The sequence below is a fragment of the Streptomyces sp. genome (genome assembly GCF_019510245.1).
In the GTDB taxonomy this organism is placed as follows: Bacteria; Actinomycetota; Actinomycetes; order Streptomycetales; family Streptomycetaceae; genus Streptomyces.
This window is the reverse complement of record NZ_JAEKKT010000133.1, coordinates 165,621-191,026: the sequence shown is the minus strand read 5'-3', so window position 1 is coordinate 191,026 and position 25,406 is coordinate 165,621. Positions and strand designations below refer to the sequence as shown.

Sequence of the window (25,406 nt, the reverse complement as noted above, 5' to 3'; positions counted from 1 at the left end):
GGGACGGCCCGGCCGGCGTTCCGGGCTCCTTCGCTCACACCGCCCGGAGCGGGGCTGTGCGGCGGCCTTAACCCCCGTTGATCAGGAGCGGTGACGCCGGTGTAATCAGCCGTACCTACCGTCGGGGTCGAATGGAAGAGGCTGACCAGCAGGAACAGGGGGCGCCCGTGGCCGCGCCGGACTCGCGCAGCACCGACACCGCCAGGGTGCGGACCGTCTGCTCGTACTGCGGGGTCGGCTGCGGCATGGTCCTGGACATCGGCAGGGGACCGGACGGCCGCCGTACCGTCCTGAAGGCGTCCGGCGACAAGGAGCACCCGGCGAACTTCGGCCGGCTGTGCACCAAGGGCGCCACCACCGCCGACATGCTCGCCGCGCCCGGCCGCCTGACCACCGCCCTGCTGCGGCCCGAGCGGGGCGCCGAGGCGGTGCCGTCGGCCGTGGACGCGGCGGTCGCCGAGACCGCGCGGCGGCTGCGCGCGATCGTCGACGAACACGGCCCGGACGCGGTCGCCCTCTACGTCTCCGGCCAGCTGAGCCTGGAAGCCCAGTACCTCGCCAACAAGCTCACCAAGGGCTGGCTGCGCACCAACAACATCGAGTCCAACTCCCGGCTCTGCATGGCCAGCGCCGGCACCGGCTACAAGCTCTCGCTCGGCGCCGACGGTCCGCCCGGCTCCTACCAGGACCTCGACAAGGCGGACGTCTTCCTCGTCGTCGGCGCCAACATGGCCGACTGCCACCCCATCCTCTTCCTGCGCCTGATGGACCGGGTGAAGGCGGGTGCCAAGCTGATCGTCGTCGACCCGCGCCGCACCGCCACGGCCGCGAAGGCCGACCTGTTCCTCCAGGTCAGGCCCGGCACCGACCTCGCGCTCCTGAACGGCCTGCTCCACCTGCTGTACGAGAACGGGCACACCGACCCCGGCTTCGTCGCCGCGTACACCGAGGGCTGGGAGGCGATGCCCGAGTTCCTCGCGGACTACCCGCCCGCCGCCGTCGCGGACATCACCGGGATCCCCGAGGCCGACCTGCGCGCGGCGGCCCGGCTGATCGGCGAGGCGGGGGAGTGGACCAGCTGCTGGACCATGGGCCTCAACCAGTCCACGCACGGCACCTGGAACACCAACGCCCTGGTCAACCTGCACCTCGCGACCGGGAAGATCTGCCGCCCGGGCAGCGGCCCGCTCTCCCTCACCGGCCAGCCCAACGCCATGGGCGGCCGGGAGATGGGGTACATGGGACCGGGCCTGCCCGGCCAGCGCTCGGTGCTCGCCGCCGCCGACCGCGCGTTCGTGGAGGAGCGGTGGGGGCTTGCGCCCGGCTCGATCCGCGCCGACGGCGTCGGCAAGGGCACGGTGGAGATGTTCCGGAAGATGGCCGACGGCGAGATCAAGGCCTGCTGGATCATCTGCACCAACCCGGTCGCCTCCGTCGCCAACCGCAGGACCGTCATCGAGGGCCTGGAGGCCGCCGAGTTCGTCGTCACCCAGGACGTCTTCACCGACACCGAGACCAACGCCTACGCCGACGTCGTCCTGCCAGCCGCCCTGTGGACCGAGACCGAGGGCGTCCTCGTGAACAGCGAGCGCAACCTCACCCTCGCCCGCCCCGCCGCCGACCCGCCGGGCGAGGCCACCGCCGACTGGCGGCTGATCGCCGGCGTGGCCCGCGCGATGGGGTACGAGGACGGCTTCTCCTACGACAGCGCGGAGGAGATCTTCGAGGAGATCAAGCGCTTCCACAACCCGCAGACCGGCTACGACCTGCGGGGCGTCACCTACGACCGGCTGCGCACCGCCCCCGTCCAGTGGCCGGCCGCCACCGCCGACGGCCCCGACCGCAACCCCGTCAGGTACCGGAGCCCCGACGGCTCCCTCCGCTTCGCCACCGCCTCCGGACGCGCCGTCTTCCACGCCCGGCCGCACCTGGACCCCGCCGAGATGCCGGACGACGACTACCCGTTCGTCCTGAACACCGGCCGTCTCCAGCACCAGTGGCACACCCTGACCAAGACCGCGAAGGTCGCCAAGCTGAACAAGCTCGACCCGGGCCCGTTCGTCGAGGTCCACCCCGAGGACGCGGCCGTGCTCGGGCTCACCGACGGCGACTCCGTGGAGGTCGCCTCGCGGCGCGGCCGGGCGGTGCTGCCGGCGGTCGTCACGGACCGGGTGCTGCCCGGCTGCTGCTTCGCACCCTTCCACTGGAACGACCTGTTCGGCGAGTACCTCAGCGTCAACGCGGTGACCAGCGACGCGGTCGACCCCCTGTCGTTCCAGCCCGAGCTGAAGGTGTGCGCGGTGTCGCTGACCAAGGTGTCCACACCGGTGAGCGTGCAGCTGCCCGGTGCGCAGGAGAACCCGGCCGCCGTCGTACCCGCTGCCGCCGCCGTCGTACCCGGTGCCGGCGCCGTCGCGCCCACCGCCGTGCTGCCCGCCGCCGCCTCGGTCTTCGGTCTCGACCCCGCCCCGCCGCCGGTCCTCACCGCGTCCGAACGGCAGTACCTGGTCGGCTTCCTCGCCGGCATCCCGGCCGGCGCCCCCGGCGTCCCCGTGCTGCCGCCGGGCGCGCCGTTCAGCCCCGAGCACGCCCTGTGGGTCAACGGCACCCTCGCCGGCATGTACTCCCGGTCCGCCGCGACCCCGGCACCCCTGCCCACGCCGGGCCGCCAGGTGGTGGTCCTCTGGGCGTCGCAGACCGGCAACGCCGAGGACTTCGCCGCCACCACCGCCGAGCGCCTCACCGCGGGCGGCCACACGGCCTCCCTCGTCGCCATGGACCAGGCCGATCCGGCCGCCCTGCCCACGGGCGCCGACCTGCTCCTGATCACCAGCACCTTCGGCGACGGCGACGCCCCCGACAACGGCGCGGGGTTCTGGGACGGCCTCGCCGCCCTCGACGCCGGGCGCCTCGAAGGGCGCCGGTTCGCCGTGCTGGCCTTCGGCGACTCCAGCTACGACGACTTCTGCGGGCACGGGCGACGCCTGGACAGCCGCATGGACGAACTCGGCGCGGTCCGGATCGCGCCGCGCACCGACTGCGAACCGGACTACGAGACCCAGGCGGAGGCCTGGCTGGACCAGATCCTCACCGCGCTCAAGGACGGCTCCGCGGCGCCGTCCGCCGCGCCCGCCAGGTCCCGCCGCCCCGCCCCCACCACCGCCCGCCTCGTCGGCAACCGGCTGCTCAGCCTGCCCGGCGCCGGCAAGGAGGTGCGCCGCTTCACCTTCGACATCCGCGACAGCGACACCCCCCTGGTCTACGAGGCCGGTGACGCGCTCGGCGTCCGTCCCCTCAACTCCTCCGACCTGGTGGCGGAATGGCTCGACGTCACCGGCCTCGACGCCGCGACCGGCGTGGACGTCGACGGAGTCGGTGAAGTCCCCCTCGCCGAGGCCTTCTCCCGCCACCTGGACATCACCCGCGTCACCCCGGACCTGCTCCGCTTCGCCGCCGAACGCACCCGTGACCCCCGCGAGCTGCGCAAGCTGCTGCGCCCCGACAACAAGGACGAGCTGGCCAGGTGGTCCTGGGGACGTCAGGCGGTCGACGTCGTCGCCGAGTTCGGGATCCGTGCCGACGCCCGGGAATGGGCGGGCGTCCTCGGCAGACTCCAGCCCCGCCTGTACTCCATCTCGTCCAGTCCGCTGACCGACCCGCACCGGGTCTCGCTCACCGTCTCCGTCGTCCGCTACGAGAACCTGCGCGGCAGGCCCCGGCAGGGCGTCTGCTCGCCGTTCCTCGCCGACGCCGACCCCGGCACGCCGGTCCCGGTGCACGTCCAGCGCTCGCCGAACTTCCGGCCGCCCGCCGACCCGGCGACCCCCATGGTCATGGTCGGTCCCGGCACCGGCGTGGCGCCGTTCGTCGGCTTCCTGGAGGAGCGCCGCGCCCGCGGCCACCGCGCCCCCAACTGGCTGTTCTTCGGCGAACAGCACCGGGCCACCGACTTCTACTACGAGGAGGAGCTCACCGCCCTGCTCGCCGAGGGCACCCTGAGCCGCCTCGACACGGCCTTCTCCCGCGACCAGCGTGCCAAGGTCTACGTCCAGGACCGGATGCGCGAACACGGGCCGCTGCTGTGGTCCTGGCTCCAGGACGGCGCCCACTTCTACGTCTGCGGCGACGCCTCCCGGATGGCCAGGGACGTCGACCGGGCCCTGAAGGACATCGCCACCGTGCACGGCGGACTGACCGAGGACGAGGCGACCGTGTACGTCAAGCAGCTGGCCGCGGACAAGCGTTACGTCCGGGACGTCTACTGACTGTCCAACAGATGGTGCATGGTGAGGGCGAGTTGCAGCCGGAACCGGCCCTGCGGGGTGCGCACCGACCAGCCCAGCAGATGCTCGGCGTGCGTCAACCGGTCCTGCAGCGTGGAGTGATGGACGTTGATGTCGGCGGCCGCCGCCCGCAGGCTCGCCGTCGACGCGACCGCGTGCAGCGTGGCAGCATCCACGGCGCGTCCGCCGCGGCGGCCCGCACCGCGCGGACGTCCGGCGCCGGTTCCGCACCGGGTACGACCAGATCGGCGAGCAGCGCGACCCCGCCCAGCTCGTCGGCGTGCACGACGGGCGGGCCGCCGGTCTCCTGTGCGCCGCCGTCGGAGGTGAACCGCAGCGCCGTACGGGCCGCCGCCCAGGACCGGGGGAGGTCCGCGACGGCCACGGCCGTCCCCACACCCGCGCGGCCTGCCGACAACACCGGTGTCGGGCCGTCGGCCGTGATCCGGGGTGGTCCGTCGGCCGGTGCCACCGCCCGGAAGCGCGCCGCCGGGTCGGCGGTGTCCAGGCCCAGCCTGCGGGCCGCGTGCAGCCGGGCCGGTAGCGGGGCGGCGGCGTCCAGGACCGTCTCGACCAGCGCGGGGTCGTCCACCGGCGGCCCGGGGGCCCGCCCCCGGGTGCGGTCGAGCACGGACCGCACGGCCGCCGAGGCCCGCTCCAGGATCACCGCGTCGACGACGCTCGGACCGTCGGCCCCGGCCCGCTCCAGCCACAGCGCCGGCGGCCCGCCCGGCACCAGCGGCGCGCACGGCCACCCGGGCTCGGGGGCGCCCGCCACGTCCGTCCGCCGTCCGTCCGGCCCCACCCGCAGCCGGACCCGCCGCTCCTCGTCGGCCAGCCGCGCCGGGCACCCGGCGAGCACGGCGGCACCGCGCACCAGCGCCTCCAGACCGGCCCGGGTCTCGGCCAGCCGGTCGAAGTAGGCGATGACCGCGACGGCGGCCCCGGCATCCGGGTCCACCGCGGCCAGCCGCCCCGCCAGCTCCTTCATACCGCCATGATGCGTCATCCGGCGGTACGGCGAGGAGAGCCCGGTACGGCAGGCAACCCGCGCGGGCGCCCGCCCCTCCTAGCTGTCGAGACCCGGCGGCACCCAGCCCCGGCACAGGAACCGACCGACAGGAGCCCCGCTTGGACCGCAACGAGCCCCCGGGGGCGGCCGCCGGACCGTCCCGCCGGAGATTCATGGTGTACACGGTGACCGCGGCCACCCTCACGATCGCCGCCCCGCTCGGCTGCGACGCCCCGCGGGCCGACGGCGCCACCGCGGCCCCCGGTGTCCTGGTCACCGGCACCGACGAGGAGATGCTCGTCCTGGAGGTCACCGCGGCCAACGAGGTCGTCGTACGGCTGCCCCGCGTCGAGGTCGGCCAGGGCATCACCACCGCCGTCGCCATGATGATCGCCGATGAGCTGGACGCCCGCCTCGCCGACGTCCGGATCCCGCTCGCCGACGCCCGCAGCAAGGGCAACCAGTACACCGGCGGCTCCAGTTCGGTCAGCTCGCTGTACGGCCCGGCCAGGCGGCTGGCCGCCACCGCGCGTGCCCGGCTGGTGACCGCGGCCGCCCGCCGCTGGCGGCTCCCCGCGCGCACCCTGCACACCCGGGAAACCATGGTCGTGGCCCCTGACGGCCGGACGGCGAGCTTCGGCTCCCTCACCGCGAGCGCGGCCCGGATCCGTACCCCGGACGTGTCGAGCAAGCCCAAGCCGGCCTCCCGGCACCGGGTGATCGGGAAGCCGACGACCAGGATCGACGCCCGGGACATCGTCACCGGCGCCGCGAAGTACGCCGGTGACCTGGCGGTCGCGGGCGCGAAGCCGACCGTGGTGGCCCGGCCGCCGACCCTGCGCGGCCGACTGGTCTCCCTCGACGACACGGCGGCCCGCGCCCTGCCCGGCGTCCACGCGGTCGTGAAGACACCGGGCGGGGTCGCCGTCGTGGCGGACACCTTCCACCACGCCTTCCAGGCCCGGGACGCGCTGCGGATCACCTGGGCCGACGGACCGCTCGCCCCCCTGTCCGACAAGGAGATCCGCGCCCGGCTGCGGGCCGCGGTGCCCCGGCTCGGCACCCCGCCGCGCGGAACGACGCAGATCGAGGGCGAGTTCGCGTTCGCGTTCGTCAGCCATGCCCCGATGGAGGTGCTCATGGCCGTCGCCGACGTCCGCTCCGACCGGGCAGAGCTGTGGTTCGCCACCCAGACGCCGATGGAGGCCCGCGAGGCCGTCGCCGAGCTGCTCGGGCTCGCCAAGACCGCCGTACGGGTCCATGTGATGCGCGGCGGCGGCTCGTTCGGGCGGCGGCTCAATTTCGACCAGGCGACCGAGGCGGCACTCGTCTCCAGGGCGGCCCGCCGGCCCGTGAAGCTGATGTGGAGCCGCAACGACGACATCCGGCACGGCAGGATGCGCCCCGCCGACCACCACCGGATCCGGGCCAGTGTCGCCGGGGGACGGGTGGTGGCCTTCCAGCACATGTCGGCCTCGGTGGGGGAGTCGTCCGACGAGCCGGGCCTGACCGCGCAGACCGGTGCGGTACGTCCGCTGCCCAGTGCCAGCGGGCTGTACAACTTCGGCCGGGTGAGCGGCGATTCGGGCGGCATCGAGCTGCCGGTGCCGCTCGGTGCCTGGCGCTCGGTGGATTCCGGGACCATGCGCACGGCGGAGGAGATCGTCGTCGACGACATCGCCCGCGCGCTGGGCCGGGACCCGGTCGCCTTCCGCCGTTGCACCCTGCGCAGCAGGACGGTGAAGGCCGTCCTCGCCAAGGCGGCCGCCGCCGGGCACTGGGGGCGCCGGATGCCCGCGGGTACCGCCCAGGGCGTGGCCGTCCACGAGGAGTACGGGTCCGCCGTCGCCTGCCTGGCCGAGATCGACGCCACCGACCCGGAGAACCTCCGGGTCACGAAGGTGGTGATGGCGGCCGACGTCGGTACGGCCGTCAACCCGCGCGGCCTTCAGGCGCAGCTCATGGGCACCGCCGTCGACGGCATCTCCACCGTGCTGCGGGCCGGGCTGCACATCGACCGGGGCGCGGTCCGCGAGGGCAGCTTCGCCGACTTCCACTACGCCCGCCAGCGGCACGCCCCGCTGGAGTTCGAGGCGCACATCATCCCGTCCGGCGGGGATCCGGGCGGCGCCGGCGAACTCGGCGTCCCCGCGGCCGCGGGCGCGGTCGCCAACGCCTACGCCCGCGCCACCGGCAGGAAGCCCCGCAGCTTCCCCCTCGACTTCTGACCACTGCCGTCCCCAACTCGCAGAAGGCACCGATGCGTTCGTATACCTTCGTCCTCAACGGCAGACCGGTGACGGTCGAGGCCCCCGCCGACATGCCCCTCCTGTGGGTCCTGCGCGACCTGCTCGGCGTCACCGGCCCCAAGTACGGCTGCGGGGTGGGCGTCTGCCGCGCCTGCACCAGCCACCTCGACGGCCAGGAGATCCAGCCCTGCGTCGTCCCGGTGGCCGACTGCGCGGACCGCACGGTCACCTCCATCGAGGGGCTCGCCGACGGCGACACCCTGCACCCCGTCCAACAGGCCTGGCTGGACTGCGACGTGGCCCAGTGCGGCTTCTGCCAGCCCGGCCAGATCATGGCGGCCGCCGCCCTCCTCACCCGCACCCCGCACCCGACGGACGCCGACATCGACGCCATCGAGAACGTCTGCCGCTGCGGCACCTACTCCAGGATCAGGGAGGCGATCAAGAAGGCTTCGGCGAACGGGGGCTGAGACCCGGCCCGCTTCACCTGCCCACGTGCGAACGGCGACCGAAGGCGCCGAGGCGTAGCCGATGGATGACCAGGCTTGGACGATCGGCCGACGCCCCCGAAGCCGCTCCCGCCCGACGATGGCCCCATCCGACGAGCGGGAGGTACGGGACATGGGGACAGCACGGGGGAGTACGGCCGCCGCCCTGGCCGTGGCGGCCGTACTGGCATCGACGGCCGGCGCACCGGCCCCGCACCACCCCACACCCGGCCGGCTCTACGTGGCTCCATGGGGCGACGACCGCGGACCCGGCACCCTCGACCACCCCTTCGCCACCCCGGCCCGCGCCCAGCGCGCGGTACGGGCCATCGCCCCGCGCATGACCTCGGACGTCACGGTGAACCTGCGCGGCGGCACCTACCGTCTCGGCGCCCCCCTCCGCCTGACCCCCGCCGACTCCGGCCGCCACGGCCACCGGGTGGTCTACCAGGCGTACGGCTACGGCACCGCTCACCAGGAACCGGTCACCCTCAGCGGCGGCCGGCCGGTCACCGGCTGGCGCGCCGACCCCGGCCGGCCCGGCGTCTGGCGCGCCGACGTGGGCAGCCTGGAGACCCGCCAGCTCTACGTCGACGGCCACCGGGCCGCCCGCGCGTCCCTCGGCGCGCCCCTGCCCGGAAGGCTCACCCCGACCGCCACCGGCTACACCACGACCAGCAGGCTCCCCCTCTCCTGGCACCGCCCCGCCGACCTCGAAGTCGTCTACCGCTACGACTACGTGGAAGGCCGCTGCGGGGTGCGGGCGATCTCCGCATCCGCATCCACCCCTGCCCGGACCACGATCACCATGGACCAGCCCTGCTGGCGGCTGGCCCGGGCCCTCTACGGCACGGCCGCCCTCGCCCGGACCCACGACGTCGAGAACGCCCCCGACTTCCTCACCCGGGCCGGAACCTGGTACCTGGACCGCTCCCGCCCAGGGCACCACACCCTCCTCTACCGCCCCCGCGCGGGCGAGGACATGACCCGCGCCGAGGCCGTCGCCCCCACCCTCCAGACCCTGCTCAGCGGCACCGGGAGCTCCGCCGCCCACCCGCTCCACGACCTCACCCTGCGCGGCGTGACCTTCGCCCACGCCACCTGGACGGCACCGAACGGACCGGCCGGTTTCGCCGCCGCCTGGAGCATGTACATGCGCCCGGGCCGGGGCGGCGAGATCACCGCCCTCACGGTCCCCGGCAACGTCACCTTCCGGCACAGCGACCGCATCACCCTCACCGGCAACCGCTTCGTCCACCTGGGCGCCCAGGGCCTCACCCTCACCGGCACCTCGCACACCACGGTCACCGGCAACGACTTCACGGACATCTCCGACGGCGGCATCTCCCTGGGCGTCCTGCCCCCGGCCACCCGCGGCACGAACACGGGCAACCGCGTCACGGACAACTGGATCCACCGCATCGGCACCGAGTACCGCGCCGCCTCGGCCCTCTGGAACAGCGCCACCCAGGACACCCTCATCGCTCACAACCAGGTCGACCACGTCCCCTACACCGGCATCCTCTCCGGCCCCAGCGAGGACCTGCGCGGCCTGACCCGCCGCAACCGCATCCTCGGCAACCGGGTCTTCGCCACCAACCGCCTGCTGGCCGACGGCGGCGGCATCTACCTGCGCGGCGACCAGGGCCCCTCCTACGCCGACGGCGCCCTGGTCGCCCGCAACGCCGTCACCGACAGCCCGGGCGCCGTCTGGAACGTCGGCATCTACACCGACGACTCCAGCAACCGCATCACCGTCCGGGACAACGTCGTCCACGACTACGTCGCCTCCATCGGCGGCTGCAGCGAGAACTGGGGCGGCCGCCCCGTCCGCAACGTCCGTTACACCGCCAACTACTGGGACGACAAGGTCCCCACCTGGCTCGCCCGCCGCCCCTACCTTCACGTCCAACACCCTCCTGACCCCGGCCACCCCCTGCACCGCCCACCCGGCCTGCACCGCCATCACCACCGCCGCGGGCCCACGGCCGCCGTACCGCAGGCAACCGGGCCTGGGCCCGCGCTGACCGCGGGCCCGGCGGGCACTCAGCGCGCCAGCACCCGCCGCAGCCAGTCCAGATGGGCCGCCCTGGCCGACTGGGACAGGGCGGCCTGGGGGGCGAAGCCGTCGAAGCCGTGGAAACCGCCGGGCCAGACGTGGAGTTCGGCGATGCCGCCGCACTGCCAGATGCGGGAGGCGTAGGTGACGGTCTCGTCGCGGAAGGTCTCGGCGGAGCCGACGTCGAGGAAGGCCGGGGGGAGGTTCGTGAGGTCGGTGGCACGGGCCGGGGCCGCGTAGGGGGAGACGTCGGGACCGGCCCGGTGCTCGCCCAGCAGGGCGGTCCAGCCGGTCTCGTTGGACGTCCGGTCCCAGACGCCGAGGCCCGTCATCTGGTGGCTGGAGGGGGTGTCGTTGCGGTCGTCGAGCATCGGGCACATCAGCATCTGGCCGATCACGGACGGTCCCTGACGGTCCCTCAGAAGCAGGGCCAGGGCCGCGGTGAGGCCGCCGCCCGCGCTGGCACCGGCGATCACGATCCGTTCCGGGTCGCCACCGATCTCCTTCGCGTGCTCCGCGGTCCACAGCAGGCCCGCGTAGACGTCCTCCACCGGCGCCGGGTGCGGATGCTCGGGCGCCAGCCGGTACTCCACCGACACCACGACCGCGCCCAGTTCCTTCGCCCAGGCCAGCGGGACGTCCACGCCCACGCGGTTGTTGCCGAGCACCATGCCGCCGCCGTGCACGTGGTAGATCACCGGGAGCGGCCCGGAGGCTGCCGGGGCGACCGGGCGGCAGATCAGCAGCGAGATCTCGGGGGCGTCCGCCGGGCCGGGAACCGTGCGGTCCTCCACCTCGAAGGTGCCCTCCATCGTGAGGTCCAGCTCGGCGAGGAGCTGTATCCCCGCGCCCTGCCGGATCTCGGCGATGTCCGCCATCGTGAACGACGGCGAGATCATGTCCTTGATCAGCTCCAGGGCGGCGGAGAGCTCGGGGTCGAACGGGGGCGGTACGGCGGTCATGGCGGCTCCTCGCTGTGGTGTTCTGCGGCTCGTATGCCCATGATCCGGGCGACCGTGCGCCTTCCGGGGGCCGCCGGACGGCGGAAGCTCCCCGCCATCCGGCGGGTGCCCGTCCGCAGACGTGCCCGGACGCGCCGGCCCCGGCGCCGAGGCTTGACTTCGAGCGCGCTCCAGGGCCTAGCGTCGAGGAGGCGGACGACGATCGGTGCGGAACACCGGCGCGGTACGTCGGTGCGGTACGCCGGTGAACATCAGCGTGGAAAACCAGTGTGGAACATCAGGGCGGAACGGAGAACGGTCATGCGCGTGGGCGTGCACATCAACCGGTTCAACCACCCCGGCGGCGGACCCGCCCTCGGCGCCGAACTCGCCGCCGCCGGTGCCGCGGCCGAGGCGGCGGGCGTCAGCTGGCTCTCGGTGATGGACCACTATTTCCAGATGGAGTTCAACGGCGGCGCCGAGGACCCCATGCTGGAGGCGTACACCACCCTCGGCTACCTCGCCGGCCGCACCTCCACCGTGCGGCTCGGCGCCCTGGTGACCGGCGTGACGTACCGGCACCCCGGACTCCTCGCCAAGATCGCCACCACCCTCGACGTGGTGTCGGGCGGCCGGGCCACCCTCGGCATCGGCGCCGCCTGGTACGACCGCGAGCACCACGGACTCGGCGTGCCCTACCCGCCGCTCGCGGAGCGCTTCGAGCGGCTGGAGGAGACGCTGAGGATCTGCCTGCAGATGTGGGACCCGGAGAACGACGGCCCGTTCGAGGGCAGGCACTACCGGCTCGCCGAGACGCTCTGCGTCCCCGCGCCGGTGAGCACCCCGCACCCCGAGATCATGATCGGTGGCCAGGGCGAGAAGAAGACCCTCCGCCTGGTCGCCCAGTACGCCGACGCCTGCAACCTCATCCCCTCCTCCCCGGAGGAGCTGCGGCACAAGCTGGAAGTGCTGCGCGGCCACTGCGACACCGTCGGGCGGGACTACGACACCATCCGCAAGACCATCGCGTACGGCGCCGAACCGGCCACCGCGGGCGACCTGGACGCCTTCACCCGGGACATCGAGGGCTACGCCAAGCTCGGCCTCGACACCGTCATCCTGTCCCCGCGCCTCGGCGAGACCTCGGGCTGGATGGAGAGCTTCGCCGCCCCGGCCGTCCAGCGGCTCGCCGGGATCGAGTGACCGGGGGCGGGACGGGAAAGCCGCGAAAGGGGCCGGAGCTGGTGAGCTCCGGCCCCTTTCAGGTGGTGCCTCAGGCGGCCACGCCCACGTTGCCGTGCAGGCGGGCGACGACCTCGGTCAGCTGGGCGGCGACCTCGGTGTCGTCGGCCGGGTGGGTCTCGGCGAAGCGGGTCACCGAACCGGGGATCGACAGCTTGATGTCCTCGATCACCTTGCCGCCGGCGATGCCCACGGCCTTGCGGGCCTCGTCCTGCGCCCACACGCCGCCGTACTGGCCGAAGGCGGTGCCCACGACGGCGACCGGCTTGCCGCCGAAGGCGCCGGCACCGTACGGGCGGGACAGCCAGTCGATGGCGTTCTTCAGGACGGCCGGGATGGTGCCGTTGTACTCGGGGGAGAAGAGCAGGAACGCGTCGGCGGCCTGGGCGGCCTCGCGCAGCTTCGCGGCGGCGGCCGGGACGTTGCCCGCGACGTCGATGTCCTCGTTGTAGAACGGGATGTCGGCCAGGCCCTCGAAGACCTCGACCACGGCACCCTCGGGGGCGAGCTTGACGGCCGCCTCGGCGAGCTGGCGGTTGTGCGAACCGGCGCGAAGGCTGCCGACGAGCGCAAGGATGCGGACAGACATGGGGAACTCCAGGGGGGTGAAACACTGCCGTTACGAATCCGGACCGAGGTCCGCTTAATTTCTAACACTCTAACCGGACCCCGGTCCAGTTCTGTTCCCGATGCTTTACGCTGTCTTCATGTCCAGCGTCCTGCCGCCCCTCCCGCAGCCCCAGGAGCCCTTCGACGCGCCGCAGTTGCTCGAGGTGGGACCCGCTCCCGAAGAGCCGTGCCTGCGTGCCGACGCGGCCCGCAACCGCGCCCGGCTGCTGGAGGCCGCCGCCCGGCTGATCGCCGAGCACGGGGTGGCCGGTGTGACGATGGAGGCGGTGGCCGCGGCGGCCGAGGTGGGCAAGGGCACGGTCTTCCGGCGCTTCGGCGACCGCACCGGACTGCTGATGGCGTTGCTCGACCACTCCTCGCGGCAGCTCCAGGCAGACTTCCTGGGCGGGCCGCCGCCCCTCGGCCCGGGCGCCCCGGCGGTCGAGCGGCTGCGGGCGTTCGGCGTCGCGGTGCTCTACCGCTCGGCCGAGCAGCTGGACCTCCAGCTGGCCGCGCAGCCCGAGCCCACCCGGCGCTACGCCAATCCGCCGATGCAGGCGCTGCGCACCCACGTCACGATGCTGCTGCGGCAGATCGAGCCGGGAGCCGACTGCGAACTGCTCGCCCAGACGCTCCTCGCCTACCTCGACCCCGCCCAGATCCACCATCTGACCAGGCAGTGCGGGATGTCGATGGAGCGCCTGGAGGCCGGCTGGACCGACCTGGTCGACCGCGTCACGCGGACGGCGCCGCCCCGCTGACCTCCGGACCGGTGGCGGTGAACATGTCGACCAGGCCCTGCGGCGCGTCGGCGCGGAACAGCAGGGCGCCACCGGCCGCGGAGTCCGCGGCGGACCGCTCCGCGCGCGGGAACATCTTCTCCTCGTAGGCGGCCACGGCGGCCTCCGTGTCCCCGGGGTGCGCGACGAGCGCGAGGCCCAGGTCGGCGCCGTCGATCAGCGCCAGGTTGGCACCCTCGCCGGCGAACGGCGACATCAGGTGCGCCGCGTCACCGAGCAGTGTGACCCCGGGTGTCCGGTCCCAGCGGTGGCCGACCGGCAGGGCGTGGATCCGCCGCGGCACCAGCGGGCCCTCGGCGTCCGCGACCAGTGCCCGCAGGCTCTTGTCCCAGTCGCCGAAGTGGTCGAGCACGGCCCGCTTGGCCGCCTCGGCGTCGGTGAAGTCGATCCCGTCCAGCCACTCCTCGGGCGCCTCCAGCGCCGTGTACACGTGCAGGCTGCCGTCGCTCTCCCGGTGGGCGAGGAAGCCCCGGCCCGCCCCGAGCGCGAACAGCATGCCGCCGCCGACCACCTCGGCGCTCACCGGGTGCCGTACGTCCGCGTCCGGCAGGTCCGCCTCCACGAACGAGACGCCGGTGTACGCGGGCCGTGCGTCCGAGACCAGCGACCGCACCCGGGACCAGGCACCGTCCGCGCCGACCAGAAGATCGGTCGTGAAGGAGCCGCCGTCCTCGAGCGTCACCTCGTGGCGGCCGTCACCGAGCGGGCGGGCGCCGGTGACCTTGGCGCCCCAGCGGATCGCGCCCTGCGGCAGGGAGCCGGTCAGCAGCCGGCGCAGATCGCCCCGGTCGATCTCCGGCCGCCCGCCGGCGCCGTCGTCGGGGACATCCAGCAGGACCCGGGCTTCCTTGTCCAGGACCCGGGTCGCCTGGCCGCCCGGGTGGACGTGGGCCAGGAACGCGTCGTACAGCCCGGCCGCGCGCAGCGCCGGCTGGCCGGAGTCGTCGTGGATGTCGAGCATGCCGCCCTGGGTGCGGGCCGTGGCGGAGACGTCGAGGTCGAAGACGGTCGCCTCGACGCCGTGCACCCGCAGCACCCGGGCGAGCGTGAGCCCGCCGAGACCGGCACCGACGATCGCGACGGGGTGGTGGGGAGTGGACATGAAGAGCTCCTAGTCTCGGGGTTCGGGTACGGCGGTTCTCTCGATGCCGTTGATCAGGGCCTGGAACGCCCAGGACACGCGGGCCTCGGGCGCGCCCGACAGGAGCACCCCGGAGGCGGCGGCGATGTGCGGGTGGGTGCGGTCCGACACCTGGCTCAGCGCCTGGCCGAGGGTGTCCCAGTCCTCCCGCGACGCCTCGCCCGCGTGCTCGGCGGCGGTCGCGGTGGCGCGCTGGAGCAGCAGGTCGACGCCCCAGGCGGCCCGCTCGCGCGGTACCCCGCCCTCGTCGAGCAGGCCCAGCAGGGTCTCGATCAGGTCCAGGTAGTGCGGGCCGCTCGGCCACGCGGTCAGCGCGGACCGGGCGAGGCTCGGGTACTCCAGGAGCATCCGTGTGTACGCGACGAGTACGCCCTCCAGCCGCTCCCGCCAGCCGCCCGCCGCCGGGGCCGGGCCGATCGAGCCGAGCAGCTCGTCCAGGACCGCCGCGTGCAGCTCGGCGGTGTTGCGGACGTAGACGTAGAGCGAGGCCGGCCCGGTGTCGAGTTCCTGGGCCAGGCGCCGCATGGTGACCTTCGGCAGGCCTTCGGCACGCAGGATCTCCACGGCGACGGCGACGATGCCCTCCCTGGTCAGGGCGGGCTTGGCGGGACGCTCCCGGCGGGAGCGGGGAGTTGCTGGCATGCGTCGACTGTAACGAACATGTTCGTTGCGAACAAGTTCGTGACGAACATGTTCGGACGGCGGTGTACGTGTCCCCGCGCCTGATGGTCAAGGGATCAACTCGTCGAACCGTCAACCACCTTGCCCCGCCGGTCCCCCCTCCCCGGGTCTCTGCCAAGATGCCGTACGTCATGGTGCAGATCCCGAAACCGACCTCGGCAGCGTCGCCGGTCCCGCGCTCGGTCCCCACGAGCGCCGATGTGGCCCGCCTGGCCGGCGTCTCGCGCGCGACCGTCTCCTACGTCCTCAACAACACCAGTGCCGTCCGGATCAGCGAGCCCACCCGCCGCCGGGTCCACGAGGCCGCGAAGGAACTCGGGTACGTCCCGCACGCGGCCGCCCGCAGCCTGCGCGCCGGACACAGCCGGATGGTCCTGATGCCCGCCCCGGCCATCGCGGTGGGGCCGCTCTACGGGCAGTTCATCAACGACCTGCAGTGGGCCCTCAGCCGCCTCGACTACACGGTCGTCCAGTACGGCACCGCGGGCCTCCGCGGGGACGAAGCCGCCCGCGCCTGGGCCGAGTTGAGGCCGGTGGCCGTGCTGGTGCCGGGCTCCGAACTCGGCTCCGAGGGCGTCGCGGTCCTCAAGCGGGCCGGCGCTCGCGCCGTGGTCACCCTGGGCCCCGAACGCGTCGAGGGCGCCCACGCGCTGCTGATGGACCACGACGCCGTCGGCCACTGCGCCGGACGCCACCTGTACGCACGCGGCCGGCGCCGGATCGGCGTGGTCGTCCCCGAGGAGGCCGGGCTGGAGACCTTCTCCCGGCCCCGCCTCGAAGGTGTGCGCCAGGCCCTGCGCGGCACCGACGCCGAGGTGACCGGGGTGCCGCTCGGCTACACGGAACAGTCGGCGGCCGAACTCGCCGCACGCTGGCCAGAGTTGGGGCTCGACGCGGTGTTCGCGTACAACGACGAGTACGCGATGCTGTTCATGCGCGCCCTCCAGGACGAGGGCGTGCGCATCCCCGAGGACACCGCGGTGCTCGGTGCCGACGACCTGATGCTCGGCCGGCTGTTGCGGCCCCGGCTCTCCACGATCCACATCGACCTGCCCTCCGGCCGCGACCTCGCCGAACTGGTCGACCGCGTGGTGCGCGACCCGGGCGGCGAGCTGGAGACGCACCGGGTGCTCGGTGCCTCGGTGGTGCAGCGCGAGTCCAGCTGATCCCGGCGCGGCAGCCGAATACGGCAGCCGCGCCCGGTCCGGCGGCGCGCCCCGCCTCGCGGTGGTCGTCAGCGGCCGTGACCCGGCCTACCGGGTCTCACTCGCCCTGCGCACCGTCCTGCTGTGCGGCGATGCTCTTGCGGACCTCGTCCATGTCCAGCTTGCGGGCCTGGCCGATGACGTCCGTGAGCGCGGCCTCGGGCAGGGCGCCCGGCTGGGCGAAGACGGCGACCTGGTCGCGGACGATCATGAGGGTCGGGATCGACTGGATACCGAATGCCTGCGCCAGCTCCGGCTGCGCCTCGGTGTCCACCTTGCCGAAGACCAGGTCGGGGTTGTCCTGCGCGGCCTTCTCGTAGACCGGCGCGAACATCCGGCAGGGGCCGCACCAGGACGCCCAGAAGTCGATGAGGACGAACTCGTTCTCGGTGACCGTCTGGTCGAAGTTCTCCTTGGTGAGCTCCACGGTGCTGCTCATGCGCGCTTCCCTCTTCCTGACGTGGGGGCGCCCCGGGGCGGGGCGGAACCGCTCGCGACAACATGTAGGGCCGGGCAGGTATTCCGGCTGCCTACCCGTGTGGCCCCCGCGCACACCACCCGCAAGACTGGCCCCATGACGGAAACGGAATCCATCGCTTACGACGTCGTCGTGCTCGGGGCCGGCCCCGTGGGGGAGAACGTGGCAGGCCGCACCCGTGCGGCAGGCCTCACCACCGCGGTCGTGGAGAGCGAACTCGTCGGCGGCGAATGCTCGTACTGGGCCTGCATGCCCAGCAAGGCCCTGCTGCGCCCGGTCATCGCCCAGTCCGAGGCACGCCGGCTGCCCGGCCTCGCCCAGGCGGTCCAGGGCCCCCTCGACACCCCCGCGGTCCTCGCCCGCCGCAACTACTTCGCCTCGGACTGGAAGGACGACGGCCAGGTCGCCTGGCTCGACGGCATCAGCGCCGACCTCTACCGCGGCCACGGCCGCCTCGCCGGACCCCGGACGGTCACCGTGACCGGCCCCGACGGCACCCTCACCACCCTCACCGCCCGGCACGCGGTGGCCGTCGCCACCGGCACCCGCGCCCAACTGCCCGACCTGCCCGGCCTCGCCGAGGTCAAGCCCTGGACCAGCCGCGAGGCCACCAGCGCCCAGGAGGCGCCCGGCCGGCTGATCGTCGTCGGCGGCGGTGTGGTCGCCACCGAGATGGCGACCGCCTGGCAGGCCCTCGGCTCCCGGGTCACCCTCCTGGTCCGCGGCAAGGGGCTGCTCAACCGCATGGAGCCGTTCGCCGGCGAGTTCGTCGCCGACGCGCTCAAGGAGGCCGGTGTCGACGTCCGCACCGGTACGTCCGTCCGGTCGGTCACCCGCGAGAACGGCACGGTCGTGGCCGTGACCGACAGCGGCGACCTCATCGAGGCCGACGAGATCCTCTTCGCCACCGGGCGGGTCCCGCACACGGACGACATCGGCCTCGACACGGTCGGTCTGGAGCCGGGGTCCTGGCTGTCGGTGGACGACACCCTCCTGGTCGAGGGAACCGACTGGCTGTACGGCGTCGGGGACGTCAACCACCGGGCGCTCCTCACCCACCAGGGCAAGTACCAGGCCCGGATCGCGGGCGCGGCGATCGCGGCGCGGGTCGCGGACACACCGCTCCTGGACGCGCCCTGGGGTGCGCACGTGGCCACCGCCGACCACCACGCCGTACCGCAGGTCGTCTTCACCGACCCGGAGGCGGCGGCCGTCGGACTCTCCCTCGCCGAGGCGGAGCAGGCGGGGCACCGGGTGCGGGCCGTCGACGTCGAGTTCTCCTCCGTCGCCGGGGCGGGGCTGTACGGCGACGGGTACAAAGGACGGGCCCGGATGGTCGTCGACCTGGAGACGGAGACCCTGCGCGGGGTCACCTTCGTGGGGCCGGGGGTGGGTGAGCTGATCCACGCGGCGACGGTCGCCGTGGCCGGGGAGGTGCCGATCAGCCGGTTGTGGCATGCGGTGCCGTCCTACCCGACGTTGAGTGAGGTGTGGCTGCGGCTGCTGGAGGCGTACCGCGGGTAGGGCCGGAGGGGTGCGTTCTGCTGTCGTTCGGCTGCCGCGCCGTCGTGGCTGGTCGCGCAGTTCCCCGCGCCCCTTTCGGGGCGCTGACGGGCGCCGCGCCCTGCGAGGCGCTGTCGGTCTACGGCAGGTCGAAGCGCAGTGCCTGCGCCGCCGTCGCCGGGGTCGGCTGGGTCCACCGCTCCGCCATCGCCGCGTTGGAGGACAGTGAGCGCAGCTCGGCCCGGTCGAGGTAGAGCATGCCGTCGAGGTGGTCGGTCTCGTGCTGGACGATGCGGGCCGGCCACCCCGTGAACACCTCGTCGAGTGCGTGCCCGTGCTCGTCCGCGCCGGTCAGCCGGACGCTCGCGGGCCGGACCACCACCGCCTGCCAGCCCGGCACGCTCAGGCAGCCCTCGAAGAACGCGGCGCGGCCGGTGCCGACGGGTTCGTAGACGGGGTTGACCAGCACCCGGAACGGCTGCGGGACCCGGCCCCGGGCCACCGCGACCTCCTCCGGTACCGGTGCCGGGTCCTCGATGACCGCGATGCGGAGCGGGACGCCGACCTGCGGCGCGGCCAGGCCCACGCCCGGTGCCGCGTGCATCGTGACGCGCAGTGCCTCGACGAAACGGGCCAGCAGGGCCGGCGCCAACTGGCCGTCGTACGGCTCGGTTCCGCGCCGCAGCACCGGGTCGCCGGCCGCGACGATGGGCAACGGGCCGCCGGGGGCGAGGAGTTCGTCGATCCGCTCGGCAAGGGGTGCGCGATCACTGGGAGATGCCATCGGGACAGCATGCCATGGCGAGACATGTGACTCAGGTCACTTCGGACGTGGGGAACTCCGCCCTGGAGCGGTCCGACTACTGGACCGTCCCCGCTCCGCACCAGTCCCCGGAGAAGCCCCCGATGTCCATCGCACCCCCTCCCGCCACGGACGAGGTCCCGCAACCCAGCGCCCCGGCCGCCTCCCCGAGCCGCTGGGCCCCGCTGCGCCCCCTCGTCCTGCGCCTGCACTTCTACGCCGGCGTCCTGGTCGCCCCCTTCCTGCTCGTCGCCGCCGCCACCGGCCTGCTGTACGCCTTCTCCTTCCAGGCCGAGAAGCTGGTGTACGCCCATGAGCTGACCGTCCCGGTGGGCGGGACCGCGCTGCCGATCTCGGAGCAGGTCGCCGCCGCCCGCAAGGCCCACCCCGAGGGCACGGTCTCCGCGATCCGGCCGTCGCCGGAGGCGGACGCGACCACCAGGGTGCTGCTGTCGGGAGTCAAGGGTGTGAACCCGGACCACACCCTCGCGGTGTTCATCGACCCGTACACCGGCGAAGTGCGCGGCGCGCTGGCACAGTACGGCTCGACGGGCGCGCTGCCCCTGCGCACCTGGATCGACGAACTCCACCGCGACCTCCACCTCGGCGACACCGGACGGCTCTACAGCGAGTTCGCCGCGAGCTGGCTGTGGGTGATCGCGGGCGGCGGCCTGGTGCTGTGGTTCGCCCGGCGGCGGGCGCTGCGCACGGTGCGCGGCACCAGCGGGCGGCGCCGCACCCTGGGCCTGCACGGCACCGTCGGCGTCTGGGCCGCCGCCGGGTTCGTCTTCCTCTCGGCGACCGGTCTGACCTGGTCCACGTACGCCGGCGCCCACATCGACGAGCTGCGCACCTCGCTCGGCCAGGCCACCCCGGCCGTCTCGGCGGCCGCGAGCGGCAGCGAGCATGCGGGACACGGCACGGCGGCCGGGACGGGCGGTGACGCCGAGCACGGCGTCGGCCTCGACAAGGTGCTCGCCGCCGCCCGCGCCGAGGGACTCGGGGACCCCGTCGAGATCGTCCCGCCCGCCGACGCGAACAGCGCCTACGTGGTGCGGCAGGTCCAGCGCAGCTGGCCCGAGAAGCAGGACTCCGTCGCCGTGGACCCGGGCACCGGCGAGGTGACCGACGTCCTGCGCTTCGCCGACTACCCGGTTCTCGCCAAGCTGACCCGCTGGGGCATCGACCTGCACACCGGCATCCTGTTCGGCCTGGTCAACCAGCTCGCGCTCGCCCTGCTCGCGCTCGCCCTGATCCTGCTGATCCTGTGGGGCTACCGCATGTGGTGGCAGCGCGGCCGCGGCTCCGCCTTCGGCCGGCCGATCCCGCGCGGGGCCTGGGCGGAGGTACCGCCGTACCTCCTCGTCCCGGCGATGGCGGTGGTCGCGGTGCTCGGCTACTTCGTGCCGCTGCTCGGCATCCCGCTGGCCGCCTTCCTCGCCGTGGACATCGTGCTCGGCGAGATCGCGCACCGTCGCGGCTGGCGGACGTACGGAGGCAGGGCCGGCGTGAAGTAGCGTGGTCAGACACGCTGGTGAGCGTGTCACCACACGCCGACGCCGGAGGGAGACGGGACTATGGCGCGGGCCCGGCGGGGGCAGGGGGAGCTGGAGGGCCAGGTGCTGGGCGCGCTGCGCGAGGCCGACGGTCCCGTCACCGCGGCCTGGGTGCAGGAGCGGCTCGGCGGCGACCTCGCGTACACCACCGTCGTGACCATCCTGACCCGGCTGCTCGCCAAGGACGTCGTCGCCCGGGAACGGCAGGGCCGCTCCTTCCTGTGGACGCCCACCGCCGACGTGGCCCGGCTCGCCGCCCTGCGGATGCGCCGCCTCCTCGACGGCGAACGGGACCGCGAGGCGGTGCTCGCGAGCTTCGTCACCGCCCTGCCGCCCGGTGACGAGCAGGTGCTGCGGGCCCTGCTGGGGGCCGCCGGGCCGGGCCCGGTGAACACTCGGAACGTCCCGCCCACGGACCACGGCGGTACGGAAGACTGACCGTCCATGGGGGTCTTCGTCTTCCTGCCGCTGGTCCTGCCGCTGTCCGCGTGGCCCGTCGCCCGGCTGGCCGAGGGGCGGCTGCATCCGCGCACCGCCACCCGGCTGCTCACCGCGGTGGCCGTGGTCATGGCCGGGTGCAGCACGCTCTGCCTCGCCCTGCTGATGGTGGTCGGCACCGCCCAGCTCCCCGGCAACCCCCTCCCCGACGGCTGGTCCGACCCGGAGGTGCGGGCCGCCGTCCCGCACGACGAGATCGCCGGCCGCCTCTCCATCCCCGCCCTCGCCGTGGTCGCGGTCCTGTGCGGCCGCGCACTCCACCGGCACCGCCGGGTCACCAGGCGGGCCCGCCGGGCGCTCACCGCACTGCCCGGCCGTACGGTCGCCGTGCTGCCCGACAGCACGCCCTACGCCTACGCGCTCCCCGACCGGACCGTCGTCACCACCGCGCTCCTGGCCGGCCTCGCGCCGGGCGAACGCCGGGCCCTGTTCGCCCACGAACGTGCCCACCGCGCGGCCCGGCACCACCGGCACCTGCTCGCCGTCCACCTGGCGGCACGCGCCAACCCCTTCCTGCGGCCCCTGCGCACCGCCGTCCGCTACACGGCCGAGCGCTGGGCGGACGAGGAGGCGGCCCGCTCGGTGGGGGACCGGCACACCGTCGCGCGGGCCATCGGCAAGGCGGCGCTGCTCTCCGTGGGCACCCCGGCGCCGACGCCGGCCGCGGCGGCCGCCTCCGGTCCGGTGCCGCGCCGGGTCGCCGCCCTGCTGGGTCCCGCCCCGGTGGCCCGCAGCTGGCCCTCCGCGTTCACCGCGGCCGGCCTGGCCGTCTGGGGCGCCGCCGCGGGCACCCTCGTCTCCGCGATGTCCTCGGCGAACTCGGCGGTGACGCTGTTCCTGATCCTGCGCGCGGCGGCGCCGCTGTGACCGCCGCGCGGACGGCGGCGAAAGGGGCCCCCGGCCATGCCGGGGGCCCCTCCTCGTCGGCTGCTGCTCACTCCTCGGGGAAGTCCCCGGCCAGCGCCGAGGCGATCCGCAGATGCGTCTCCGCCTCCTCGTGCCGGGCCTGCCGCTGGAGCGTACGTCCCAGCATCAGCCGGGCGTAGTGCTCGACCGGGTCGCGCTCGACGATCTCGCGCAACTCCGCCTCCGCGCGGCGCAGTTGGGCCGAGTGGTAGTAGGCGCGTGCCAGCAGCAGCCGGGGACCGGTCTGCTCCGGCGCCTCCTCGACGAGTCCGGCGAGCACCTGCGCGGCGCCCGCGTAGTCCCTGGCGTCGAAGAACAGCTGGGCCCGCGCCCAGCGCTCGGCGGCGGTTCCCTGGTCGTAGTAGGCCCTCTCGTACGTCGTGTCCACGCGTGACCTCCTTCGAGGCCGACAACGGACCGAGGTGGTTGAAAATTCCATCAACCTGGGAGCCGTCCCGGCCGGTGCCGCGGGAGCGCCCCGAAGCGACCGGCGGCCCCGGCCGCGAGGCCGTGGTCACCCTCGCCGCGATCCGTGCGGCCCTCGCCGTGGCGGCGGCCGCGGACCCGCTGGTCGTGCCCGCGGGCTGCGCCGGGAGCGGGCGTCCCCCGATGAGATCAGGCCCCGGCGGCGGGTCCCGTGAAGCGGCCCGGCGCGGTACGGGGGCTGCCCGCACGCGGGCCACGGCGGTGACGGACCGCGCCGCCGGTCATCACGGCCAGGGCGAGACAGAAGATCAGCGCCAGCGCGAGACCGGCACAGAAGATCGCCAGCGGGCCGAGGGTGGCGATGGGGTGGTCGAGGACCGACACCGTGTAGCCGGGCCCGCCGGACAGGTTGCCGGCGATCGCCAGGGCGGTGAACGCGACGGTCGCCGCGAGCAGAAGCAGTCCGAGGAACAGCATCCCGGTCATCTCCTCAGGTCCGCAGGTCCTCAGGTCCTCGGGAAAAGGCCCTGGCCGGTCGAGTACCTGCGGTACGGCGGATTACACGGCGTCGCGGGACTCCGGTGGGGCCGTCAGCGCTCTTCCGACAAGCCAAGTTTTCTTGACAAAATTAGTTGTCGGTTGGAGCCTGGGAGGGAACCGCGGGCCACCGCGGCGGACCCCGGACGGCGAGGAAACCCCGATGCGTACCCTCATCAGTACTGCCTTCATCTCCCTCGACGGCGTCGTCGAGGCTCCGGGCGGCGAGCCCGGGTACCGGAACGCCGGATGGACCTTCAAGGGCGTCGAGTTCGTCCCCGAGGCGTTCGAGATCAAGGAGCGGGAGCAGAAGGAGTCGACGGCGATCCTGATGGGCCGGGCCAGCTACGAGGCGTTCAGCCCGGTGTGGCCGGACATGGCGGAGTTCGCGCACTACAGGACGGTGCCGAAGTACGTCGTCTCCACCACCCTCGCCGAGGGCGACCTGGTGTCGAACTGGGGGGAGACCACGATCCTGCGCTCGCTCGGCGAGGTCGCCGCCCTCAAGGAGACCGAGGGCGGCCCCGTCATCGTCCACGGCAGCGCCTCGCTCAACCACGCCCTGTCCGACGCGGGTCTGATCGACCGCTACCACCTGCTCGTCTACCCGCTGCTGCTCGGCGCGGGCAAGCGGCTGTTCAGCGCCTCGGACAAGGACACCCGGCACCTGAAGCTGGTCGAGCACGAGGTCTACGCCAACGGCGTGCAGAAGAACGTCTTCGACGTCGTCCGCTGAGCCCGCGCCGCACCGCGCCGCCGTCTCCGGGTGGGCACGTCAGTGCTGGCAGGCCGGGCACCAGACCGTGCGGCGGCCGTTGATGCGGCAAGAGTGCAGCGGGGTGCCGCAGCGCGGGCAGACCGGCTCGCTGTCGTCGCGGTGGCCGGTGAGCCAGCTGCGGCGGGGCGGTACGCGGGCGGCCCGGCAGGAGGTGGCGAGCACCCGTCGCATCGCCGCGAACACCCGGCGGGCCTCCGCCTCGTCGAGGTCCCGCGCCGGCCGCCCCGGGACGACCCGGGCCCGCCACAGGATCTCGTCGCAGAGCAGGTTGCCGAGACCGGCGACGGCGGACTGGTCCATCAGCAGGCCCTTGACGGCGCCCCGCCGCCCGGCGAGCAGTGCCACGAAGTCCCCGCGGCCGATGCCGAGGGCGTCGGGTCCCAGACCGGCCAGCAGGTGCTCCACCGCGTCGGGTCCGTCGGCCAGCCGGACGCCCTGGAGTTTGCGCTGGTCGCGATAGCGCAGCTGCCGTTCGCCGTCGAGCGTGAGGACGACCCGGTCGTGCCGGTCCAGGGGGTCGCCGATCGAGGCCGCTACCAGCTCGCCGGTCATGCCGAAGTGCCACACCAGGGCCGGGCCGTCGCCGACCGGTGTGACCAGCAGCTTGCCGTGGCGGTGCGGCCGGCCCAGCCGCCGGCCCTCGACCTCGCGCCGCAGCCGTCGTGCGCCGACGCCGCGCAGGACACCCGCGTCCCGCACCTCGACACGCCGGACGCGGCGTCCCCGGCCGCAGGAGTCCAGCACCTCACGGAAGCCCTCGACGTCCGGCAACTCCGGCATGGTTCCTCCCGGCGGCGGTCTCGGCGCGCCCGTCGGGTCCCGGGTAGCCGCATCCGCCCCCGCCAACCGTCGCGAGGAGCGGGAGCCGGAGCGGGAGCCGGAGCCGGAGAGGCGCCGCCGCCCCTTCCACGGGCCGTTCACGAGCGCGGGCCGCCGCATGAACCGCGCCGCTCGGGGGCATCCGGACACTATGGAAGGCGCGCCTGTGATCGTGCAGCCGCCGGGCCCCGACGGCGGCCGGCGGGTCACCATCCGCGGGGAGTACGTCGGCATCGCGTACCACCTGCTCGACATCGTCGAGTTCCTGCGCCGCGCGGGCCTGCCCGAGGCCAGTACGACGGTCGACGATCCCGAGCTGATCGAGTGGCGCGGCATCGGCCCGAAGGCCTGGACCGCCACCGGCTGACCCGCGCCGGCCGCACCCGGACCGCA

Annotated in this window: 21 protein-coding genes and 2 pseudogenes; 13 read left to right on the top strand and 10 right to left on the bottom strand. The window is 74.0% G+C overall.

Annotated elements, in window-relative coordinates:
• The first annotated feature begins 131 nt into the window (after window positions 1-131).
• Complete coding sequence (locus tag JF597_RS18700; RefSeq protein ID WP_293996005.1) at window positions 132-4,265, top strand: bifunctional nitrate reductase/sulfite reductase flavoprotein subunit alpha; 4,134 nt, start codon at window positions 132-134, stop codon at window positions 4,263-4,265.
• Here JF597_RS18700 and JF597_RS18695 read toward each other — a convergent pair.
• Window positions 4,259-5,274 (bottom strand): annotated as a pseudogene (locus JF597_RS18695) (helix-turn-helix domain-containing protein). The gene JF597_RS18700 and the pseudogene JF597_RS18695 overlap by 7 nt on opposite strands.
• Before the next feature lie 194 nt (window positions 5,275-5,468).
• Here JF597_RS18695 and JF597_RS18690 point away from each other — a divergent pair.
• The 3 genes and pseudogenes from JF597_RS18690 to JF597_RS55580 all read left to right on the top strand — a co-directional run.
• Window positions 5,469-7,523, top strand: coding sequence for a molybdopterin cofactor-binding domain-containing protein (locus JF597_RS18690; protein WP_293996153.1), 2,055 nt, complete (start codon window positions 5,469-5,471; stop codon window positions 7,521-7,523).
• Window positions 7,524-7,555: 32 nt separating this feature from the next.
• On the top strand, window positions 7,556-8,014 hold the full coding sequence (locus JF597_RS18685; protein ID WP_293996002.1) for a (2Fe-2S)-binding protein: 459 nt from the start codon (window positions 7,556-7,558) through the stop codon (window positions 8,012-8,014).
• Window positions 8,015-8,075: 61 nt separating this feature from the next.
• Window positions 8,076-9,602, top strand: a pseudogene (locus tag JF597_RS55580) (right-handed parallel beta-helix repeat-containing protein); the annotation flags it as partial.
• A 476-nt stretch (window positions 9,603-10,078) separates the two neighbouring features.
• Here JF597_RS55580 and JF597_RS18675 read toward each other — a convergent pair.
• Entirely contained in the window at window positions 10,079-11,053 is a 975-nt protein-coding gene (locus JF597_RS18675) for an alpha/beta hydrolase (RefSeq protein ID WP_293996000.1), read from the bottom strand.
• 300 nt (window positions 11,054-11,353) lie between these two features.
• On the opposite strand from JF597_RS18675, the gene JF597_RS18670 reads away from it, so the two are divergent.
• Window positions 11,354-12,235, top strand: a complete 882-nt coding sequence (locus JF597_RS18670) for an LLM class F420-dependent oxidoreductase (RefSeq protein WP_293995998.1) — start codon at window positions 11,354-11,356, stop codon at window positions 12,233-12,235.
• Between the two features lie 70 nt (window positions 12,236-12,305).
• Here JF597_RS18670 and JF597_RS18665 read toward each other — a convergent pair whose 3' ends face one another.
• A complete protein-coding gene (locus tag JF597_RS18665) occupies window positions 12,306-12,863 on the bottom strand; it encodes an NAD(P)H-dependent oxidoreductase (protein ID WP_293995996.1) in 558 nt (185 codons plus the stop codon).
• Between the two features lie 100 nt (window positions 12,864-12,963).
• On the opposite strand from JF597_RS18665, the gene JF597_RS18660 reads away from it, so the two are divergent.
• Window positions 12,964-13,644 carry a TetR/AcrR family transcriptional regulator gene (locus tag JF597_RS18660; RefSeq protein ID WP_293995994.1) on the top strand — a complete coding sequence of 227 codons (681 nt, stop codon included), beginning with the start codon at window positions 12,964-12,966 and terminating at the stop codon, window positions 13,642-13,644.
• Here the strand turns inward: JF597_RS18660 and JF597_RS18655 are convergent.
• Entirely contained in the window at window positions 13,619-14,785 is a 1,167-nt protein-coding gene (locus JF597_RS18655) for an NAD(P)/FAD-dependent oxidoreductase (RefSeq protein WP_293995992.1), read from the bottom strand. The genes JF597_RS18660 and JF597_RS18655 overlap by 26 nt on opposite strands.
• A 9-nt stretch (window positions 14,786-14,794) precedes the next feature.
• On the bottom strand, window positions 14,795-15,466 hold the full coding sequence (locus tag JF597_RS18650; RefSeq protein WP_293995990.1) for a TetR/AcrR family transcriptional regulator: 672 nt from the start codon (window positions 15,464-15,466) through the stop codon (window positions 14,795-14,797).
• A 158-nt stretch (window positions 15,467-15,624) separates the two neighbouring features.
• Here JF597_RS18650 and JF597_RS18645 point away from each other — a divergent pair, with 158 nt between their 5' ends.
• The gene (locus JF597_RS18645; protein WP_293995988.1) at window positions 15,625-16,671 is read left to right on the top strand and encodes a LacI family DNA-binding transcriptional regulator; all 1,047 of its coding nucleotides are present in this window, start codon (window positions 15,625-15,627) and stop codon (window positions 16,669-16,671) included.
• A 97-nt stretch (window positions 16,672-16,768) separates the two neighbouring features.
• On the opposite strand, the gene trxA is transcribed toward JF597_RS18645, so the two are convergent.
• Window positions 16,769-17,149: a thioredoxin gene (trxA, locus tag JF597_RS18640; protein ID WP_293995986.1), complete on the bottom strand. Its 381-nt coding sequence runs from the start codon at window positions 17,147-17,149 to the stop codon at window positions 16,769-16,771.
• Between the two features lie 135 nt (window positions 17,150-17,284).
• Here trxA and JF597_RS18635 point away from each other — a divergent pair, with 135 nt between their 5' ends.
• On the top strand, window positions 17,285-18,712 hold the full coding sequence (locus JF597_RS18635) for an NAD(P)/FAD-dependent oxidoreductase (RefSeq protein WP_293995984.1): 1,428 nt from the start codon (window positions 17,285-17,287) through the stop codon (window positions 18,710-18,712).
• 118 nt (window positions 18,713-18,830) lie between these two features.
• Here the strand turns inward: JF597_RS18635 and JF597_RS18630 are convergent, their stop codons facing one another.
• Entirely contained in the window at window positions 18,831-19,475 is a 645-nt protein-coding gene (locus tag JF597_RS18630; RefSeq protein ID WP_293995982.1) for a peptide deformylase, read from the bottom strand.
• A 122-nt stretch (window positions 19,476-19,597) separates the two neighbouring features.
• Between JF597_RS18630 and JF597_RS18625 the strand changes: the two genes are divergently transcribed.
• The 3 genes from JF597_RS18625 to JF597_RS18615 are packed head-to-tail and all read left to right on the top strand — an operon-like array spanning window position 19,598 to window position 22,414.
• A complete protein-coding gene (locus tag JF597_RS18625) occupies window positions 19,598-21,010 on the top strand; it encodes a PepSY-associated TM helix domain-containing protein (RefSeq protein ID WP_293996151.1) in 1,413 nt (470 codons plus the stop codon).
• A 60-nt stretch (window positions 21,011-21,070) separates the two neighbouring features.
• On the top strand, window positions 21,071-21,487 hold the full coding sequence (locus JF597_RS18620) for a BlaI/MecI/CopY family transcriptional regulator (protein WP_293995980.1): 417 nt from the start codon (window positions 21,071-21,073) through the stop codon (window positions 21,485-21,487).
• A 6-nt stretch (window positions 21,488-21,493) separates the two neighbouring features.
• Window positions 21,494-22,414: a M48 family metalloprotease gene (locus JF597_RS18615; RefSeq protein ID WP_293995978.1), complete on the top strand. Its 921-nt coding sequence runs from the start codon at window positions 21,494-21,496 to the stop codon at window positions 22,412-22,414.
• Window positions 22,415-22,481: 67 nt separating this feature from the next.
• Here JF597_RS18615 and JF597_RS18610 read toward each other — a convergent pair whose 3' ends face one another.
• The gene (locus JF597_RS18610; RefSeq protein WP_293995976.1) at window positions 22,482-22,841 is read right to left on the bottom strand and encodes a tetratricopeptide repeat protein; all 360 of its coding nucleotides are present in this window, start codon (window positions 22,839-22,841) and stop codon (window positions 22,482-22,484) included.
• A 227-nt stretch (window positions 22,842-23,068) separates the two neighbouring features.
• On the bottom strand, window positions 23,069-23,365 hold the full coding sequence (locus tag JF597_RS18605; RefSeq protein WP_366916419.1) for a hypothetical protein: 297 nt from the start codon (window positions 23,363-23,365) through the stop codon (window positions 23,069-23,071).
• A gap of 214 nt (window positions 23,366-23,579) precedes the next feature.
• On the opposite strand from JF597_RS18605, the gene JF597_RS18600 reads away from it, so the two are divergent.
• A complete protein-coding gene (locus JF597_RS18600) occupies window positions 23,580-24,152 on the top strand; it encodes a dihydrofolate reductase family protein (protein WP_293995974.1) in 573 nt (190 codons plus the stop codon).
• A 39-nt stretch (window positions 24,153-24,191) separates the two neighbouring features.
• On the opposite strand, the gene JF597_RS18595 is transcribed toward JF597_RS18600, so the two are convergent.
• The gene (locus JF597_RS18595; protein WP_293995972.1) at window positions 24,192-24,974 is read right to left on the bottom strand and encodes a DNA-formamidopyrimidine glycosylase family protein; all 783 of its coding nucleotides are present in this window, start codon (window positions 24,972-24,974) and stop codon (window positions 24,192-24,194) included.
• 190 nt (window positions 24,975-25,164) lie between these two features.
• Between JF597_RS18595 and JF597_RS18590 the strand changes: the two genes are divergently transcribed.
• Window positions 25,165-25,380 carry a hypothetical protein gene (locus JF597_RS18590; RefSeq protein ID WP_293995971.1) on the top strand — a complete coding sequence of 72 codons (216 nt, stop codon included), beginning with the start codon at window positions 25,165-25,167 and terminating at the stop codon, window positions 25,378-25,380.
• The last annotated feature ends 26 nt before the right edge of the window (window positions 25,381-25,406 follow it).

What these genes read in the sequence shown, in the direction of transcription:
- JF597_RS18590 (WP_293995971.1), top strand. Translation starts at nt 25,165, where the DNA reads ATGGAAGGCGCGCCTGTGATCGTGCAGCCGCCGGGCCCCGACGGCGGC.
- JF597_RS18625 (WP_293996151.1), top strand. Translation starts at nt 19,598, where the DNA reads ATGTCCATCGCACCCCCTCCCGCCACGGACGAGGTCCCGCAACCCAGC.
- JF597_RS18615 (WP_293995978.1), top strand. Translation starts at nt 21,494, where the DNA reads ATGGGGGTCTTCGTCTTCCTGCCGCTGGTCCTGCCGCTGTCCGCGTGG.
- JF597_RS18665 (WP_293995996.1), bottom strand. Translation starts at nt 12,863, where the DNA reads ATGTCTGTCCGCATCCTTGCGCTCGTCGGCAGCCTTCGCGCCGGTTCG.
- JF597_RS18635 (WP_293995984.1), top strand. Translation starts at nt 17,285, where the DNA reads ATGACGGAAACGGAATCCATCGCTTACGACGTCGTCGTGCTCGGGGCC.
- JF597_RS18655 (WP_293995992.1), bottom strand. Translation starts at nt 14,785, where the DNA reads ATGTCCACTCCCCACCACCCCGTCGCGATCGTCGGTGCCGGTCTCGGC.
- JF597_RS18600 (WP_293995974.1), top strand. Translation starts at nt 23,580, where the DNA reads ATGCGTACCCTCATCAGTACTGCCTTCATCTCCCTCGACGGCGTCGTC.
- JF597_RS18630 (WP_293995982.1), bottom strand. Translation starts at nt 19,475, where the DNA reads ATGGCATCTCCCAGTGATCGCGCACCCCTTGCCGAGCGGATCGACGAA.
- JF597_RS18700 (WP_293996005.1), top strand. Translation starts at nt 132, where the DNA reads ATGGAAGAGGCTGACCAGCAGGAACAGGGGGCGCCCGTGGCCGCGCCG.
- JF597_RS18645 (WP_293995988.1), top strand. Translation starts at nt 15,625, where the DNA reads ATGCCGTACGTCATGGTGCAGATCCCGAAACCGACCTCGGCAGCGTCG.
- JF597_RS18690 (WP_293996153.1), top strand. Translation starts at nt 5,469, where the DNA reads ATGGTGTACACGGTGACCGCGGCCACCCTCACGATCGCCGCCCCGCTC.
- JF597_RS18660 (WP_293995994.1), top strand. Translation starts at nt 12,964, where the DNA reads ATGCTTTACGCTGTCTTCATGTCCAGCGTCCTGCCGCCCCTCCCGCAG.
- JF597_RS18650 (WP_293995990.1), bottom strand. Translation starts at nt 15,466, where the DNA reads ATGCCAGCAACTCCCCGCTCCCGCCGGGAGCGTCCCGCCAAGCCCGCC.
- JF597_RS18605 (WP_366916419.1), bottom strand. Translation starts at nt 23,365, where the DNA reads ATGACCGGGATGCTGTTCCTCGGACTGCTTCTGCTCGCGGCGACCGTC.
- JF597_RS18595 (WP_293995972.1), bottom strand. Translation starts at nt 24,974, where the DNA reads ATGCCGGAGTTGCCGGACGTCGAGGGCTTCCGTGAGGTGCTGGACTCC.
- JF597_RS18670 (WP_293995998.1), top strand. Translation starts at nt 11,354, where the DNA reads ATGCGCGTGGGCGTGCACATCAACCGGTTCAACCACCCCGGCGGCGGA.
- JF597_RS18620 (WP_293995980.1), top strand. Translation starts at nt 21,071, where the DNA reads ATGGCGCGGGCCCGGCGGGGGCAGGGGGAGCTGGAGGGCCAGGTGCTG.
- JF597_RS18685 (WP_293996002.1), top strand. Translation starts at nt 7,556, where the DNA reads ATGCGTTCGTATACCTTCGTCCTCAACGGCAGACCGGTGACGGTCGAG.
- JF597_RS18675 (WP_293996000.1), bottom strand. Translation starts at nt 11,053, where the DNA reads ATGACCGCCGTACCGCCCCCGTTCGACCCCGAGCTCTCCGCCGCCCTG.
- trxA (WP_293995986.1), bottom strand. Translation starts at nt 17,149, where the DNA reads ATGAGCAGCACCGTGGAGCTCACCAAGGAGAACTTCGACCAGACGGTC.